The organism is Streptomyces sp. NPDC056628 (genome assembly GCF_042792555.1).
Taxonomy (GTDB): domain Bacteria; phylum Actinomycetota; class Actinomycetes; order Streptomycetales; family Streptomycetaceae; genus Streptomyces.
This window is the reverse complement of sequence record NZ_JBHTWG010000003.1, coordinates 116,518-129,642: the sequence shown is the minus strand read 5'-3', so window position 1 is coordinate 129,642 and position 13,125 is coordinate 116,518. Positions and strand designations below refer to the sequence as shown.

Below are 13,125 nucleotides of genomic sequence, written 5' to 3'. Positions count from 1 at the left end.
CACGCGGGGGCTACGCCTCGTGCTCCAGCGCCGCCGGGTCGACCGCGTGGGCGAGCGGGGAACCCGCGGCGAGGCGGGCCGCCTCCTCGGCGACGACGAGGCCGAGCCGGGCCGTCTCGTTGCCCTGGGAGCCCGCCCGGTGCGGGGTGAGGACGACGTTCGGCAGGTCGTAGAGCGGGGACGCGGCGGGCAGCGGCTCGGGGTCGGTGACGTCGAGGATCGCGGAGAGACGGCCGGTGCGCAGCTCGCCGATCAGGGCGTCGTTGTCGAGCAGCGAGCCCCGCGCGGTGTTGATCAGGACGGCGCCGTCCGGCATGAGGGCGAGCTCGCGGGCGCCGATCAGCTGCCAGGTCTCGGGGGTGGCGGGGGCGTGGACGGTCACGACGTCCGAGGTGCGCAGCAGTTCGTCCAGCGGCAGCAGGGGGGCGCCGAGGGCGGCGGCCGTCTCCTCGTCGACGTACGGGTCGGACAGCGCGGGCACCAGGTCGAAGGGGCGCAGCAACTCGATCAGGCGGCGGCCGGTGCGCGAGGCGCCGATGACGCCGACCCGGCGGCCGAGGTTGCCGATGCCGGGCAGCAGCCCCCAGCCCCCGAAGGCGTCCCGCTCGGCGCGCAGCCGGTCGCGGACGGCGAAGAGGTCCTTGCCGGAGAGCAGGATCATGGCGAGCGTGTACTCGGCCACGGGCAGGGCGTTCGCGGCCGCCGCCGAGCTGACGGCGATGCCCCGGCGCCACAGCTCGGGCGTCACGATCCCCTTGACCGAGCCGGCCGCGTGCAGCACGGCCCGCAGGCGCGGGGCGGCGTCCAGCGCGGCCGCGTCCAGCCGGGGGGTACCCCAGCCGGTGACCAGGATCTCGGCGCGGGCCAGGGCGTCCTTCACCCGTGGGTCCGCGAGGTCCTCGGCCAACGGGTCGGCGTCGACGTCCACCGCCTCGCGCAACCGCGCCAGCACCGGGGGCGGGAAGACCAGCGGGACGTTCTGCGCGGACAGGGCGAGTACGGCGTACGGCCGCTGGGTCAACGCGTGGCCTCCGGCTCGGCGGGACGGGCCCGGACGTCGGTCGTGGAAAACGGTCTCTACCGTAGGTATCCGCGGATGAGAGGGTCAACGCGACAGACACGCACCGTGAAGGGCGACAGGATGACCGGGACGATCACCAACTGGGCGGGCAACATCACCTACGGCGCCGGGGAGCTGCACCGCCCGGTGTCGTTCGACGAGGTCGCCGCCCTGGTGGCCGCGAGCCCCCGGGTGCGGGTGCTGGGCAGCGGGCACTCCTTCAACGAGATCGCCGAGCCCGGCCCCGAGGGCGTCCTGCTGTCGATCGCGGCCCTGCCCCCGCTGGTCGACGTCGACGGCGCCGCGCGCACGGTCCGTGTCGCGGGCGGCATCCGGTACGCGGAGCTGGCCCGCGCCGTGCACGCGCACGGCCTCGCACTGCCCAACATGGCGTCGCTGCCGCACATCTCGGTGGCCGGTTCCGTCGCCACCGGCACGCACGGCTCGGGGGTCGGCAACGGCTCGCTGGCGTCGGCCGTGCGCGAGGTCGAGCTGATCACCGCCGACGGCTCGGCGGTGCGGATAGGCCGGGACGATCCGCGGTTCGGGGGTGCCGTCACCTCGCTGGGCGCCCTCGGTGTGGTCACCGCGCTCACCCTCGACCTGGAGCCGGCCTTCGAGGTCGAGCAGCACGTGTTCACCGAGCTGCCGCTGGCCGGCCTGGATCCGGCGGCCTTCGACGCGGTGATGTCGGCGGCGTACAGCGTCAGCCTGTTCACCGACTGGCGCGCGCCGGGCTTCCGGCAGGTGTGGCTGAAGCGGCGCACCGACCAGCCGCTGCCCGACGTGCCGTGGGCCGCGCCCGCCACCGAGAAGCTGCACCCGGTGCCGGGGATGCCCGCCGTCAACTGCACCGAGCAGTTCGGGGTGCCGGGGCCGTGGCACGAGCGGCTGCCGCACTTCCGGGCCGAGTTCACGCCGAGCAGCGGGGCCGAGCTCCAGTCGGAGTACCTCCTGCCGCGCGCCCGCGCCCTGGAGGCGCTGCACGCGGTCGACGCGATCCGGGACACCGTCGCCCCGGTCCTGCAGACCTGCGAGGTGCGCACGGTCGCCGCCGACGGGCAGTGGCTCAGCCCGTCGTACGGGAGGGACACGGTGGCCCTGCATTTTACGTGGATCGAGGACACGGCGGCGGTGCTGCCGGTGGTGCGGCGGCTGGAGGCGGCGCTGGACGCCTTCGCGCCGCGGCCGCACTGGGGGAAGGTGTTCACGACGCCCGCCGCGCGGCTGCGCGCCCGGTATCCGCGGCTCGACGACTTCCGGGCGCTGGCCCGGGAGCTGGACCCGAAGGGCACGTTCGCCAACGCGTTCGTGCGGGACGTGCTGGGGGACTGAGCCGGGGTCCGGGGCGCCGCCGCGTGCGCGCAGGCTCCCCGGCAGCCGTCGGGCCGACGTCGTACAGCCCCTTTCCTGAGCCCTCGTCGCACCGCGGCGCCACGCCGCGGCCTGACGCCCCGCTGGTGCCCGGCCGCCCGGCGGGCGGCCCCGGCCCGTGGCGCCGCCGGGGCATTAGCATGCGGGCCTGTCACCTCCCCTTTCCCCGAAGGACCCCCATGGCCCGCGCAGGACTGACCGCCGACCGCCTCGCCGCGGCGGCGGCCGAACTCGCCGACGAGGTGGGGTTCGAGAACGTCAGCCTGTCCGCGCTCGCCCGGCACTTCGGGGTGAAGGACGCGAGTCTCTACTCGCACGTCAGAAACCTCCAGGACCTGCGGACCCGGGTGGCGCTGCTGGCCGGCGGCGAGCTGATCGACCGGATCGCGGCGGCCGTGGCGGGACGCGCCGGCAAGGACGCGCTCGTCGCCTTCGCGGCGGCCTACCGGGCGTACGCCCTGGAGCACCCCGGCCGCTACGCGGCGACCCAGATGCCGATCGACCAGGAGCTGATCGCCGGCTCCCCCGCCCTGCGCCGCACCGCCGAGATCACCTACGGGGTGCTGCGCGCCTACGGGCTGGAGGAGCCCGACCTCACCGACGCCGTCCGGCTGCTGCGCAGCACCTTCCACGGCTACTGCTCGCTGGAGTCCACCGGGGCGTTCGGGGCTCCCCGGGACGTGGAGGAGTCGTGGGACCGGGCCGTCGACGCCCTGCACGTGGCCCTCACGCACTGGCCGCGCGGCGGGCCCGACCGGCCACCGCCCCAGGCGCCCCGCTGACCACTTAGACTGGAAGCTTCGCGGAAGCCACACGCGGCCGCCACGGGGGAGGGAGCGCGTCTTGTCCCAACAGCAGTTAGGACGCGGCCCGTTGAGATCCCGGCGACCGCAGCCGGCACCTCCCGCCCCGGACGGGGAGCCCGCGGCCGGCTCGCCGCCGGTCCGTTTCGTCGGCTGGCTCGGCGGACTGGGCGCGGCGGCCGCCGGATACGCCGTCTTCCAGGCCCTGTTCGGGGTGCTGCCCGACTCGCTCGACGGTTCGGCCGCCCGGTATCTGATCTCGGGCGTCAGCGGGCTCGGCACCTTCGTCGCGGTCTGGCTGGCTGCCGCCCTGCTGCGCGCCCGGGCGGCGGCAGGAGGCCAGGGCGGCGGCGGTGGCCGCGACGCGCGGGGCACGGGGGCGTCCGGCCCGCTCCCGCTGGTGTTCGCCTCCGCCTACGACGCCCTCGTCGACCAGGTGTCCGTCGTGGACGACCCGCGGCGCGGGCTCCTCACCGGCTGGCCGCACTCCCTCGGCGAGAGCACCCCGTCCTGGCCGACCTCCGTGGGCACCGCGTACGGCCTGCACATGATGCTCGACCTCGGGGTGCCCGACGGGCGGCTCAGCACCGGCGACCTGGTGGACACGCTGTGGCGGCTGCGGCTCCCGGAGGGCGGCTGGTCGGCACGCTCCCAGGGGTCCCAGGCGCGCCCCGAGGTGACCGCGCTGGTGCTGGGCGCGCTGGCCCGCGCGGGCGTGCCGGCCGACCGGCTGGACGCCGAGGTGGAGCGCTGCACGGCCGGCTTCACCCGGGAACACGACCGCGCGGGCTGGGAGTCGACGCATGTGGTGACGACCGTGCTGCGCGGGCTGCTGCGGGCCGCGCCCGGCTCGCCGCTGCTGTCCCTGCTGCGCGAGGCCCTAGCGGACGGCGCGATCAGCGACGGGCGCCGCGACCATCTGCGCTGCTGGGGCTACCGGCTCCAGCCGCCGTACGGCAGGCCGTCGCCGCTGCACACCGCGCAGGCCGTGGTCGCCCTGGACCGGTCCGCGCGGGTGCTGGGCGAGGACGCCGACGCACGCGGCGAGCGGGCCCGCACCGCGCGCGAGGACGGCATCCGCTGGCTGCTGGCCTGCCCGGACGCCCCGCACGACACCTGCCCGGACCTGGAGAACCTGCACGAGGAGGTGCGCCGCCCCCGCAGCGACGACCCGTCCCGGCACGAGGTGCTGGGGGTGCGGCACTTCACCGCGTCCTGGCTGGTGCGCGCCCTGCTCACGCCGGGTGCGGTGGCCGTCGCGCGGGCCGAGGGCCTGGAGGACGAGTGGCGGGTCCGGCTGGACGGGGCGCTCGCCGCGGTGTGGGCGGGGCAGACCGACGGGATCTGGGTCTGGGGGCTCGGCGGCGACGGCACCGAGCTGCGCCGGCCCATGTGGATGACCTATCAGGGCCTTTCGGCGCTGCGCGCCCATGCCGTATGGATGTATCGGCCAAGCGGATGAGCCGCGGCGGTGCGGGAGGACGGGTGCATGGGTGGTCGGCGGATCCAGGCGGCACGGCGGTTGCTGGCCGAGGCGCTCGACGGTGAGCTGCCCGAGCACGAGCTGGCGGCGGCCGCCCGCCGGGTCGTCGGCGAACTCGGTGCCGACGGCGCACTGTCGGCGCTCGTCGCCGAACTGGCCTCCGGTGCGGGCGATCCGGAGGGCACGGCCAGGCTGTCGTACCGCCATGTGCTGGGCTTCGACAAGCTGCTGCTGATCGACGCGGGGCCGCGGCACATGCTGCGCGCCCATGTGTGGCATCCGGACGCGGGCGCGATCGGCAAGGAGGACATCCACAACCACCGCTCCCCGCTGGCCTCCTACGTCGTGCGGGGCCGGCTGGCCATGGAGCTGTACGAGGTGTCCGGCGACGGTGCCGGTGTCGCGGCGGCCCGCTACGAGGAGTCGCTGGCGCGGGGGTCGGCGGACTGGACGCTGGTGGCGGCCGGCGAGGCGCGGCTGCGGCTGACGCACACCGGCCAGTACGCGGCGGGCAGTTCGTACGCGCTGCCCGCGCACACCCTGCACCGGGCGTGGTGCGACACGGACGAGCCGACGGTGACGCTGTTCCTGGAGACGGGGGCCGGACGGCGGCGGCGCACCGACGTGTTCACGGCGGCGGGCCCGCATCCGGGGGCGGTGGCGAAGGTGCCGCTGGCGGTGGCGGAGTACCTGGCGGCGCTGCGGGACCTCGCGGACCGTCTCAGGTCCGGCTGAAGGCCTGCCGGACGACGTCGAGGTTGTAGGCGTCGACGTCCACCGTGGTCAGCTCGGCCCGGCTCAGCCAGACGGAGTCCTGGTCGGGCTCGGGCAGGGTGATCGCGGAAGTCAGCGGGCGGACCAGGAAGTTGTCCTGCCAGTTCTTGATCTCGTGGCCCCGGTAGTCGCTGACGAACGACGACTCGCCGACCTTGCGGACGACCTCGCCGAGCAGGCCGGTCTCCTCCTTGAGCTCCCGCAACGCGCCGTCCTCGGGGCGTTCGCCGGGCTCCAGCTTTCCGCAGGGGACGCCCCACACCCGGGGCAGGAAACGCTCCTTGGCGCTGCGGCGGACCAGGAGGACACGCCGGTCCTCGTCCATCACGACGGCGGCCGCCAGTCGCCTGTCGCCGGGGATGTCCATGGCCATGGTTCCTCGGTCCCTCGCCGGTGATGAGTCCAAAGGGTCTGATACCCGGGGACGGTTCCAGGCTAACAGGGACCTAGTACCCCACTCCCGCCGCCGGAGCCGGATGGTGTCGACCCCGGACGCGGCGGAGTGGTGCCCGCCATCGTTCGTACCGCCGGAACGCGGGTCCGGTCCGATCAGATCGCGTACTGCCTCGACCGTTACGGGGTCGCGCCCGAGCCCGAGCTCCGGCGGCACTTTGCCACGCGCCCGGAGCCGAAGCCTCAGGTCACGGCTCGGCTTCGCGGCGCGGCCGGCCGGCCGGTGCCGGCCGAACTCGAGGGTTCCCCGACGGGACGTCCCTCCTCCGGAACCTGCTCGCAGGGATGCGGCATCAGCCGGGACCCCACGGGTCCGGAGCGTCGCGGGAGCCCCGGGTCATGGGGGTTCCTCAGATCCTGCTGCCCGAGGCGGTGTCGGATGACAGCCGCTGGGCGAGGTAGATCGGTATGACCGACAGCAGGACGAGGACCGCGGCGACCACGTTGACCACGGGCGCCTGCTGGGGCCGGGCCATGTTGGAGAAGATCCAGATGGGGAGGGTCTGGACGCCGGGCCCGGCCGTGAAGGTCGTCACCACGATCTCGTCGAAGGACAGGGCGAAGGCGAGCAGCCCGCCCGCCACGAGCGCGGAACGCACCAGGGGGAAGGTGACGTCGACGAAGGCGCGGAAGGTGTGTGCGCCCAGGTCCGTGGCGGCTTCCTCGTACGAGCCGGACAGTCGGCGCAGCCGGGCGACCACATTGTTGAAGACGACCACGACGCAGAAGGTGGCGTGACCGACGACGACCGTGAACATGCCGAGGCCGACGCCGAGCGGTTCGAGGACCGTACGGAAGGCGGTGTTGAGCGCGACGCCGGTGACGATGCCGGGCAGCGCGATCGGCAGGACGATCACGAAGGAGATGGTCTCCCGGCCGAAGAACCTGAAGCGCTGGACGGCGAAGGCGATGAGCGTGCCGAGGACCAGGGCGATCGCGGTGGCGCCGAGCCCGGCCTTGACCGAGGTCCACAGTGCGGCGCGGGCACCGGTGCTTCGCCATGCGTCGCCCCACCAGTGAAAGGTGAGTCCGGGCGGCGGCCAGCCCGAGCTGCGGTCCGGGTTCAGGGAGTTGACCAGGACCAGCAGCAGCGGGACGTAGATGACCGCGAAGCCGAGCACGGCGGCGATGCGCACGGTGATACGCGCGGGGCGGGAGAGATTCATCGAGGGGCCTTCGGTTTGCGTACCGTCAGAGGCTGTCAGAGGCTGCTGAGGGCTCCGGTGCGGCGCACCGCGAGCAGATAGAACACGATGATCACCACGGGTACGGTGCCGAGCGCCGCGGCCAGCGGCAGGTCGAGGGTGATGTTGGAGTAGATGAGGTTCCCGATCAGCTGGGTCTTGCCGCCGACGATCTGCACGGCGATGTAGTCGCCGAGGCTGAGCGAGAAGGTGAAGATCGAGCCGGCCGCGATGGACGGCAGGATCATCGGCAGCACCACCAGGCAGAAGGTCCGCCCGGTGCGGGCGCCGAGGTCGGCGGAGGCGTCCAGCAGGTTGGCCGGGAGCTGTTCGAGCCCGGCGTGGATCGGCAGGATCATGTACGGCAGCCACAGGTAGGTCAGCACCAGGACGGTGGCCGTCAGTCCGTAGCCGGGTCCGTGGAGGCCGAGGGGCGCGAGCAGCCAGTCCAGCAGACCGCCCTCGGCGAGCATGAGCCGCCAGGCGTACGCCTTGACGAGATAGCTGGCCCACAGCGGGGTGAGGATGGCGACCACCAGCAGGGGCCGCCATCTGGGCCGGGCGATCCGGGCCGTGTAGAAGGCGACCGGGAAGGCGATCACGGCGCACAGGACGGTGACCACGAGGGCGACGCCGATGCTGCGCAGGGCGACCTGGCGGTAGACGTCGGTGGTGAACAGGGCGGTGAAGTTGTCCGTGTTCCAGACCTTCACCACGCTTGAGGTGAAGCTGTCCGTGGTCCAGAACGCGGACATGAACAGCGCGGCGAGCGAGCCGAGGTAGGCGAGGACGAGCCAGGCCAGCGGCGCGGAGAGCAGCAGGGACAGTTGCAGCCGGGGACGGCGGTGCAGGGTCCCGGCGAACCGCCGGACGAATCCGGCGGTCGGCACGGTCTTCGTCATGTGATGCTCAGCCCTTGATCTCGATCCATGCCTGGACCCACTTGCTGTAGGGCACGCACTTGGTGTCCTTGCGGCCGTCCAGGCACTGCGGGACGGGCGTGGTCCAGAAGTGGACCTTCTTCCAGTACGGCTCGTCGGCCGCGTGGTACGTGGCGCAGTGGTCCTTCACCGAGGTCAGGGCACAGGACTTGGCGTTGGACGGGGCCTCGCCGAAGTACTCGGCGACCTGGGCGTTCACCTTGGGAGAGATGATCCAGTCCATCCACTTGTAGGCACAGTTGGGGTGCTTGGCCTTGGCGGAGATCATCCAGGTGTCGGACCAGCCGGTCGCGCCCTCCTTCGGCAGTACCGCCTCGACCGGGGCCTTCTCCGCCTGTGCGGCGTTGACGATCACCTGCCAGGCAGTGCCGACGACCGAGTTGCCGCTCTTGAAGGCGGAGATCTCCTTGAGGTAGTCGCCCCAGTATTCCCCGATGTTGGCGTTCTGCTCCTTGAGCAGCTGAACGGCGGCGTCGAACTGCTTCTGGTCCAGGGCGTAGGGGTTCTTGATACCCAGCGACGGCTTGCTCTTCATCAGGTACAGGGCGGCGTCCGCGATGTAGATCGGTGAGTCGTACGCGGTGACCTTGCCCTTGTGGGCCGAGGCCTTGTCGAAGACGGCGGACCAGGAGTCGGGGGCCGGGGAGACCTTCTCCGTGTTGTACATGAGGAGGTTGGCGCCGCGGCCGTGCGGGATGCCGTACGGGACACCGTGGACGGAGTTCCAGTCCTGGTTCTTGAGACCGGCGAAGACGTCCTTGTAGTTGGGGACGAGCTTGGTGTTGACGGGCGCGGCGTCGCCGGAGGCGATCAGGCGCAACGAGGCGTCGCCGGAGGCCGAGACCGCGTCGTACTGACCGGACTTCATCAGGCTGACCATCTCATCGGAGGTGGCCGCGGTCTTGGTGCTGACCTGGCAGCCGGTCTGCTTCTCGAAGTCGCTGGCCCAGTCGACCTTCGGGTCGTTGGAGCCGTCCTCGACATAGCCGGCCCAGGCTATGAGGTTCACCTGGCCCTCGGTCTTGCCGAGCTTCTTCTGCGCCTTGAGGTCGGGCGGGTTGAAGCCGTCGGTTGACGAGGAGGTGCCGGACGAGCCGCAGGCGGTGGCGAGGAGGAGGGCGCCGACCGCGGTGGCGGCCTTCAGCGAACGGGACATGCGCACGGAGAGCTCCACAGGGGATGGGAGGAAAGGTGGCGGCGACAGGACGTGCGGGGTGGTGCGATCACTGCGTTTCGGGAACACGGACGTTGTGGCGTGGCTGCCACTGGAGCCTGACCCGCGCGCCGCGATAGGCCGCGACGTCCTCGGACGAGGTCTCCAGGTTCTGCTGGAGGGCGGTGAGCCGCCCCCCGGCGTCGAGATCCACGAGGAAACGAGTCGCGTCCCCGAGGTAGACGACCTCAGCGACGGTGCCGACGGCGCTGGAGCACCCCGGCTCGCTGCTGTCCTGGTCCTCCTTCAGCACGCGGATCTTCTCCGGACGGATGCTGAAGGTGCCGGCCGTGCCCACCACCCGCTCCGCGGCCTGGCCGGTGAGCAGGTTGGAGGTGCCGACGAAACCGGCGACGAAGGGCGTGGCGGGACGTTCGTAGATCTCGGCGGGGGTGCCGACCTGCTCGATGCGGCCCTGGTTGAAGACCGCGATGCGGTCGCTCATGGTCAGCGCCTCGTCCTGGTCGTGGGTGACGAAGACGAAGGTGATGCCGACCTCGCGCTGCAGCTCCTTGAGCTCGATCTGCATCTGCTCGCGCAGCTTGAGGTCGAGGGCGCCCAGCGGCTCGTCGAGCAGCAGCACCTTGGGCGTGTTGACCAGGGCCCGGGCCAGCGCCACGCGCTGCCGCTGGCCTCCGGAGAGCTGGGACGGCCGGCGGTCGCCGTAGCCTTCGAGCCGCACGCTCGCCAGGGCCTCGCGGGCCCGCTCCAGCCGCTTGGCCTTGGGAACCTTGCGGATCTTCAAGCCGTAGGCGACGTTCTGTTCGAGCGTCATATGCGGGAAGAGCGCGTAGTCCTGGAAGACGGTGTGCACATCCCGCTCGAAGGGGGCGAGGCGGGTCACGTCCCTCCCGGCGAGTTCGATGGTGCCGCTGGTGGGCAGCTCGAAGCCGGCGATCATCCGAAGCACGGTGGTCTTGCCCGATCCGGACGGCCCCAGCATCGAGAAGAACTCGCCGTCCGCGATGTCCAGATCGACTCCGGCTACCGCCTTCGTCTGCCCGAAGGACTTGCACAGGCTCTGCAGTCGGACGGCTTTCCCTTCCATGGGCGGGAACCTTTCTGGCGCTGCCGGACGTTGACCTTAAACATATGAAGTCATAGTTCTAGTTTCAATACCCCGCTAAGGTAAAGCTTGAGTCAACGAACATGGGGGTGGTTACCGTGACGCGAGACCCGGGTGGCGCCCGGCGGACCGTCTTCACACCCGTCGACAATCAGGCGCGGGTGGACGCGGTGGTGCGGCGGCTCGGCGACGCCATCGAGCTCGGGCTGCTGGCGGACGGGGAGCAACTGCCCGGCGAGTCCGACCTCGCGACCCAGCTCGGCGTCTCGACCGTCACGCTGCGTGAAGCACTGATGGCGTTGCGCCAGCAGGGGTTGGTCACCACCCGCAGGGGGCGGGGCGGAGGCAGTTTCGTCACCGTTCCCGAGGGCCCCGCCGAGGAGCGGCTGCGGAGCCTCCTCGCCGGCTGGAGCACCGAGGAACTCCGTGACCTCGGCGACCACTGGGCCGCCATCTCGGGGGCCGCCGCCCGGCTCGCGGCCCAGCGCACCGAGCCCGGGGATCTGCTCCCACTGCGCAGATCTGTCGAGCAGTTGACGGAGGCGGCCGACGGCGCGGCACGCAGCCGGGTGCACGGGCGCTTCCACGTGGAACTGGCCGCCGCGGCCCAGTCCGCGCGGCTGACCCGGGAGGAGATCGGCATCCAGACAGAGGTGGGGGCGCTGCTGTCTCTCGTGCTCGGCGAGGAGGGGTATCTCAAGGACGTGTGCGATCGTCACCGCACCGTGATCTCCGCACTGCAAGATGGTGCGGACGAGCAGGCGAGAGCCCAGATCGAGGGGTGCGTCCAGTTGTGCATGGCGCGCTTGGTCGAACTCCGCCTCGGCTCCTCCAGCTCCGCTGGTGGTCCCCATCCCCAGGAGAACACCCATGGGTAGCAGTCCCCGTCCCACAGGCGGCGGACCCGACATCCTTGACGAGGTGACGGCCGCCGACGTGGCAGCCTGCGTCCGCGACACCCTGGAGGGCGTCTTCGACGCCGTCTCCGAGACCGGTACGGACGCGGCGGCACTCCTCGCCTCGGCCACCGAGAGCGGCCGGCGGCCCCTCACCGGCGACCTCGCCGCGCTCCGCCCCGGCCTGCACACCCGGCTCACGCGACTCGATCTGGTCTCCGGCGCCGGTTTCGTGGCCGCTCCGGGGCTGCTCGCCGACGTATCGGCATGGCTCGAATGGTGGCAGATCGGCGCGGGCGGTGCCGTGCGCCCGCTGGTGCTGGACCTGGACCCGGAGCACTCGGCGTACTCCGACTACACCCACTGGGACTGGTTCACACTGGCCCGCGACACCGGGCGGCGCGCGGTCGCGGGGCCGTACGTGGACTATCTCTGCTCCGACGAGTACAGCCTCACCCTGTCCGTGCCGGTGACGGTCGGGGGCCGCTTCACGGGAGTGGCCGCGGCGGACGTCTACCTCTCGCATTTCGAGGCGGCGGTGATGCCGGTCATGCAGAAGCTGCCCGGCCCTGCCTTCCTCGTCAACGCGCGCGGCCGTGTCGCTGCCTCGGCCTGTGCCGACTATTTGGCCGGTTCTCTCGTCAAGGGCCCGGACTTCGGGGCCGTACTGGCCGGACCGGCGGACGGCGTCGAACACGGCCGGCTGCGGCTGCGACCCTGCGGTGACATCCCCCTCATCCTGGTCACGACTCCGCCGGTAGGGCGTGCGTAGGTCTCCGAGTTCGCGGGAGCGTGCCGGACGCCGGACAGCGGGCGGGACTGTGCGGACATGACGTATTCGCCGGGCGTCGAACCGCCGCGTCGGCCCAGCGCCTCGACCTCGACCTCACCGCGCCAGACCCCCTGCGACGTCACCGCGTCGTCGCACGGCGCCTCGGCTACCGTCGCGGACATGAACGGCACGCCGACCCTCGCCGACGCCCTCGCCTCGACCACCGTCGTGCTCGACGGCGGTCTGTCCAACCAGCTCGAGGCCATGGGCCACGACCTGAGCGACGAGCTGTGGTCGGCCCGGCTGCTCGCGGAGGAGCCCGAGGCGATCGTCGAGGCCCACCTGGCCTACTTCGAGGCGGGCGCGGACGTGGCGATCACCGCCGGTTACCAGGCCACCTTCGAGGGCTTCGCGCGGCGCGGGCTGGACCGTGAGCGGGCCGCCGGGCTGATCGCGTCGAGCGTGGAGCTGGCGCGCGAGGCCGCCCGGCGGGCGCGGGCCCGCGGGATCGGCCGGCCGCTGTGGGTGGCGGCGTCCGCCGGGCCGTACGGGGCGATGCTCGCGGACGGCTCCGAGTACCGAGGGCGGTACGGGCTGAGCGTCGCCGAGCTGGAGCGGTTCCACCGGCCCCGGCTGGAGCTCCTGGCCGCGGCCCGGCCCGACGTGCTCGCGCTGGAGACGGTCCCGGACGCCGACGAGGCCGAGGCGCTGCTGCGGGCGGTCCGCGGGCTGGGCGTCCCGGCCTGGCTGTCGTACTCGGTCAGCGGCGACCGCACCCGCGCCGGCCAGCCTCTGGAGGAGGCGTTCGCGCTCGCCGCCGGCGCCGGCGAGGTGATCGCGGTGGGGGTGAACTGCTGCGCCCCCGAGGACGTCGAGGGCGCCGTCGAGATCGCCGCCCGGGTGATGGGCCGGCCGGTGGTCGTCTACCCCAACAGCGGCGAGTCCTGGGACGCGAAGGCCCGCACCTGGGACGGCCGGACCACCCTCGCCCCCGAACTGGCCCGCGCCTGGCAGGCGGCGGGCGCCCGCCTGATCGGCGGCTGCTGCCGGGTCGGCCCGAAGACGATCACCGCCATCGCACGGACACTGACGCCCCGGGCGTGAGA

The 13,125-nt window shown here is 72.5% G+C and carries 13 protein-coding genes; 7 read left to right on the top strand and 6 right to left on the bottom strand.

The features are described 5' to 3' along the window. Window positions 1-10 precede the first annotated feature (10 nt). Entirely contained in the window at window positions 11-1,021 is a 1,011-nt protein-coding gene (locus tag ACFRAC_RS06225; protein ID WP_382921501.1) for a hydroxyacid dehydrogenase, read from the bottom strand. Window positions 1,022-1,141: 120 nt separating this feature from the next. On the opposite strand from ACFRAC_RS06225, the gene ACFRAC_RS06220 reads away from it, so the two are divergent. The 4 genes from ACFRAC_RS06220 (at window position 1,142) to ACFRAC_RS06205 (ending at window position 5,455) form a co-directional block, all read left to right on the top strand. Further along, window positions 1,142-2,395, top strand: coding sequence for a D-arabinono-1,4-lactone oxidase (locus ACFRAC_RS06220; RefSeq protein WP_382921498.1), 1,254 nt, complete (start codon window positions 1,142-1,144; stop codon window positions 2,393-2,395). Between the two features lie 218 nt (window positions 2,396-2,613). Further along, window positions 2,614-3,216: a TetR/AcrR family transcriptional regulator gene (locus ACFRAC_RS06215; RefSeq protein WP_382921495.1), complete on the top strand. Its 603-nt coding sequence runs from the start codon at window positions 2,614-2,616 to the stop codon at window positions 3,214-3,216. Between the two features lie 91 nt (window positions 3,217-3,307). Further along, complete coding sequence (locus ACFRAC_RS06210; RefSeq protein WP_382921492.1) at window positions 3,308-4,699, top strand: hypothetical protein; 1,392 nt, start codon at window positions 3,308-3,310, stop codon at window positions 4,697-4,699. Window positions 4,700-4,726: 27 nt separating this feature from the next. Continuing rightward, on the top strand, window positions 4,727-5,455 hold the full coding sequence (locus ACFRAC_RS06205; protein ID WP_382921490.1) for a hypothetical protein: 729 nt from the start codon (window positions 4,727-4,729) through the stop codon (window positions 5,453-5,455). Here the strand turns inward: ACFRAC_RS06205 and ACFRAC_RS06200 are convergent. From ACFRAC_RS06200 to ACFRAC_RS06180, 5 genes are all read right to left on the bottom strand, one after another. Beyond that, complete coding sequence (locus tag ACFRAC_RS06200) at window positions 5,442-5,867, bottom strand: NUDIX hydrolase (RefSeq protein ID WP_382921487.1); 426 nt, start codon at window positions 5,865-5,867, stop codon at window positions 5,442-5,444. The genes ACFRAC_RS06205 and ACFRAC_RS06200 overlap by 14 nt on opposite strands. Window positions 5,868-6,297: 430 nt before the next feature. Beyond that, window positions 6,298-7,113, bottom strand: a complete 816-nt coding sequence (locus tag ACFRAC_RS06195; protein ID WP_382921484.1) for an ABC transporter permease — start codon at window positions 7,111-7,113, stop codon at window positions 6,298-6,300. A gap of 35 nt (window positions 7,114-7,148) precedes the next feature. Next, window positions 7,149-8,033 carry an ABC transporter permease gene (locus tag ACFRAC_RS06190; RefSeq protein WP_382921481.1) on the bottom strand — a complete coding sequence of 295 codons (885 nt, stop codon included), beginning with the start codon at window positions 8,031-8,033 and terminating at the stop codon, window positions 7,149-7,151. 7 nt (window positions 8,034-8,040) lie between these two features. Further along, window positions 8,041-9,228: an ABC transporter substrate-binding protein gene (locus ACFRAC_RS06185; RefSeq protein ID WP_382921478.1), complete on the bottom strand. Its 1,188-nt coding sequence runs from the start codon at window positions 9,226-9,228 to the stop codon at window positions 8,041-8,043. 67 nt (window positions 9,229-9,295) lie between these two features. Then, the gene (locus ACFRAC_RS06180) at window positions 9,296-10,333 is read right to left on the bottom strand and encodes an ABC transporter ATP-binding protein (RefSeq protein WP_382921475.1); all 1,038 of its coding nucleotides are present in this window, start codon (window positions 10,331-10,333) and stop codon (window positions 9,296-9,298) included. Between the two features lie 101 nt (window positions 10,334-10,434). Between ACFRAC_RS06180 and ACFRAC_RS06175 the strand changes: the two genes are divergently transcribed. From ACFRAC_RS06175 to mmuM, 3 genes are all read left to right on the top strand, one after another. Beyond that, window positions 10,435-11,229 (top strand): FadR/GntR family transcriptional regulator, encoded by a 795-nt coding sequence (locus ACFRAC_RS06175; protein WP_382921472.1) that lies wholly within the window; start codon window positions 10,435-10,437, stop codon window positions 11,227-11,229. Beyond that, a complete protein-coding gene (locus tag ACFRAC_RS06170; RefSeq protein WP_382921469.1) occupies window positions 11,222-12,019 on the top strand; it encodes a hypothetical protein in 798 nt (265 codons plus the stop codon). Before ACFRAC_RS06175 ends, ACFRAC_RS06170 begins: the two co-directional genes overlap by 8 nt. A gap of 180 nt (window positions 12,020-12,199) precedes the next feature. Continuing rightward, entirely contained in the window at window positions 12,200-13,123 is a 924-nt protein-coding gene (gene mmuM / locus ACFRAC_RS06165) for a homocysteine S-methyltransferase (RefSeq protein WP_382921467.1), read from the top strand. The last annotated feature ends 2 nt before the right edge of the window (window positions 13,124-13,125 follow it).

Excerpts from the sequence above, each read along its gene's own strand:
- ACFRAC_RS06220 (WP_382921498.1), top strand. The coding sequence starts at position 1,142 with ATGACCGGGACGATCACCAACTGGGCGGGCAACATCACCTACGGCGCC.
- ACFRAC_RS06215 (WP_382921495.1), top strand. The coding sequence starts at position 2,614 with ATGGCCCGCGCAGGACTGACCGCCGACCGCCTCGCCGCGGCGGCGGCC.
- ACFRAC_RS06205 (WP_382921490.1), top strand. The coding sequence starts at position 4,727 with ATGGGTGGTCGGCGGATCCAGGCGGCACGGCGGTTGCTGGCCGAGGCG.
- ACFRAC_RS06200 (WP_382921487.1), bottom strand. The coding sequence starts at position 5,867 with ATGGCCATGGACATCCCCGGCGACAGGCGACTGGCGGCCGCCGTCGTG.
- ACFRAC_RS06195 (WP_382921484.1), bottom strand. The coding sequence starts at position 7,113 with ATGAATCTCTCCCGCCCCGCGCGTATCACCGTGCGCATCGCCGCCGTG.
- ACFRAC_RS06190 (WP_382921481.1), bottom strand. The coding sequence starts at position 8,033 with ATGACGAAGACCGTGCCGACCGCCGGATTCGTCCGGCGGTTCGCCGGG.
- ACFRAC_RS06185 (WP_382921478.1), bottom strand. The coding sequence starts at position 9,228 with ATGTCCCGTTCGCTGAAGGCCGCCACCGCGGTCGGCGCCCTCCTCCTC.
- ACFRAC_RS06180 (WP_382921475.1), bottom strand. The coding sequence starts at position 10,333 with ATGGAAGGGAAAGCCGTCCGACTGCAGAGCCTGTGCAAGTCCTTCGGG.
- ACFRAC_RS06175 (WP_382921472.1), top strand. The coding sequence starts at position 10,435 with ATGGGGGTGGTTACCGTGACGCGAGACCCGGGTGGCGCCCGGCGGACC.
- ACFRAC_RS06170 (WP_382921469.1), top strand. The coding sequence starts at position 11,222 with ATGGGTAGCAGTCCCCGTCCCACAGGCGGCGGACCCGACATCCTTGAC.
- mmuM (WP_382921467.1), top strand. The coding sequence starts at position 12,200 with ATGAACGGCACGCCGACCCTCGCCGACGCCCTCGCCTCGACCACCGTC.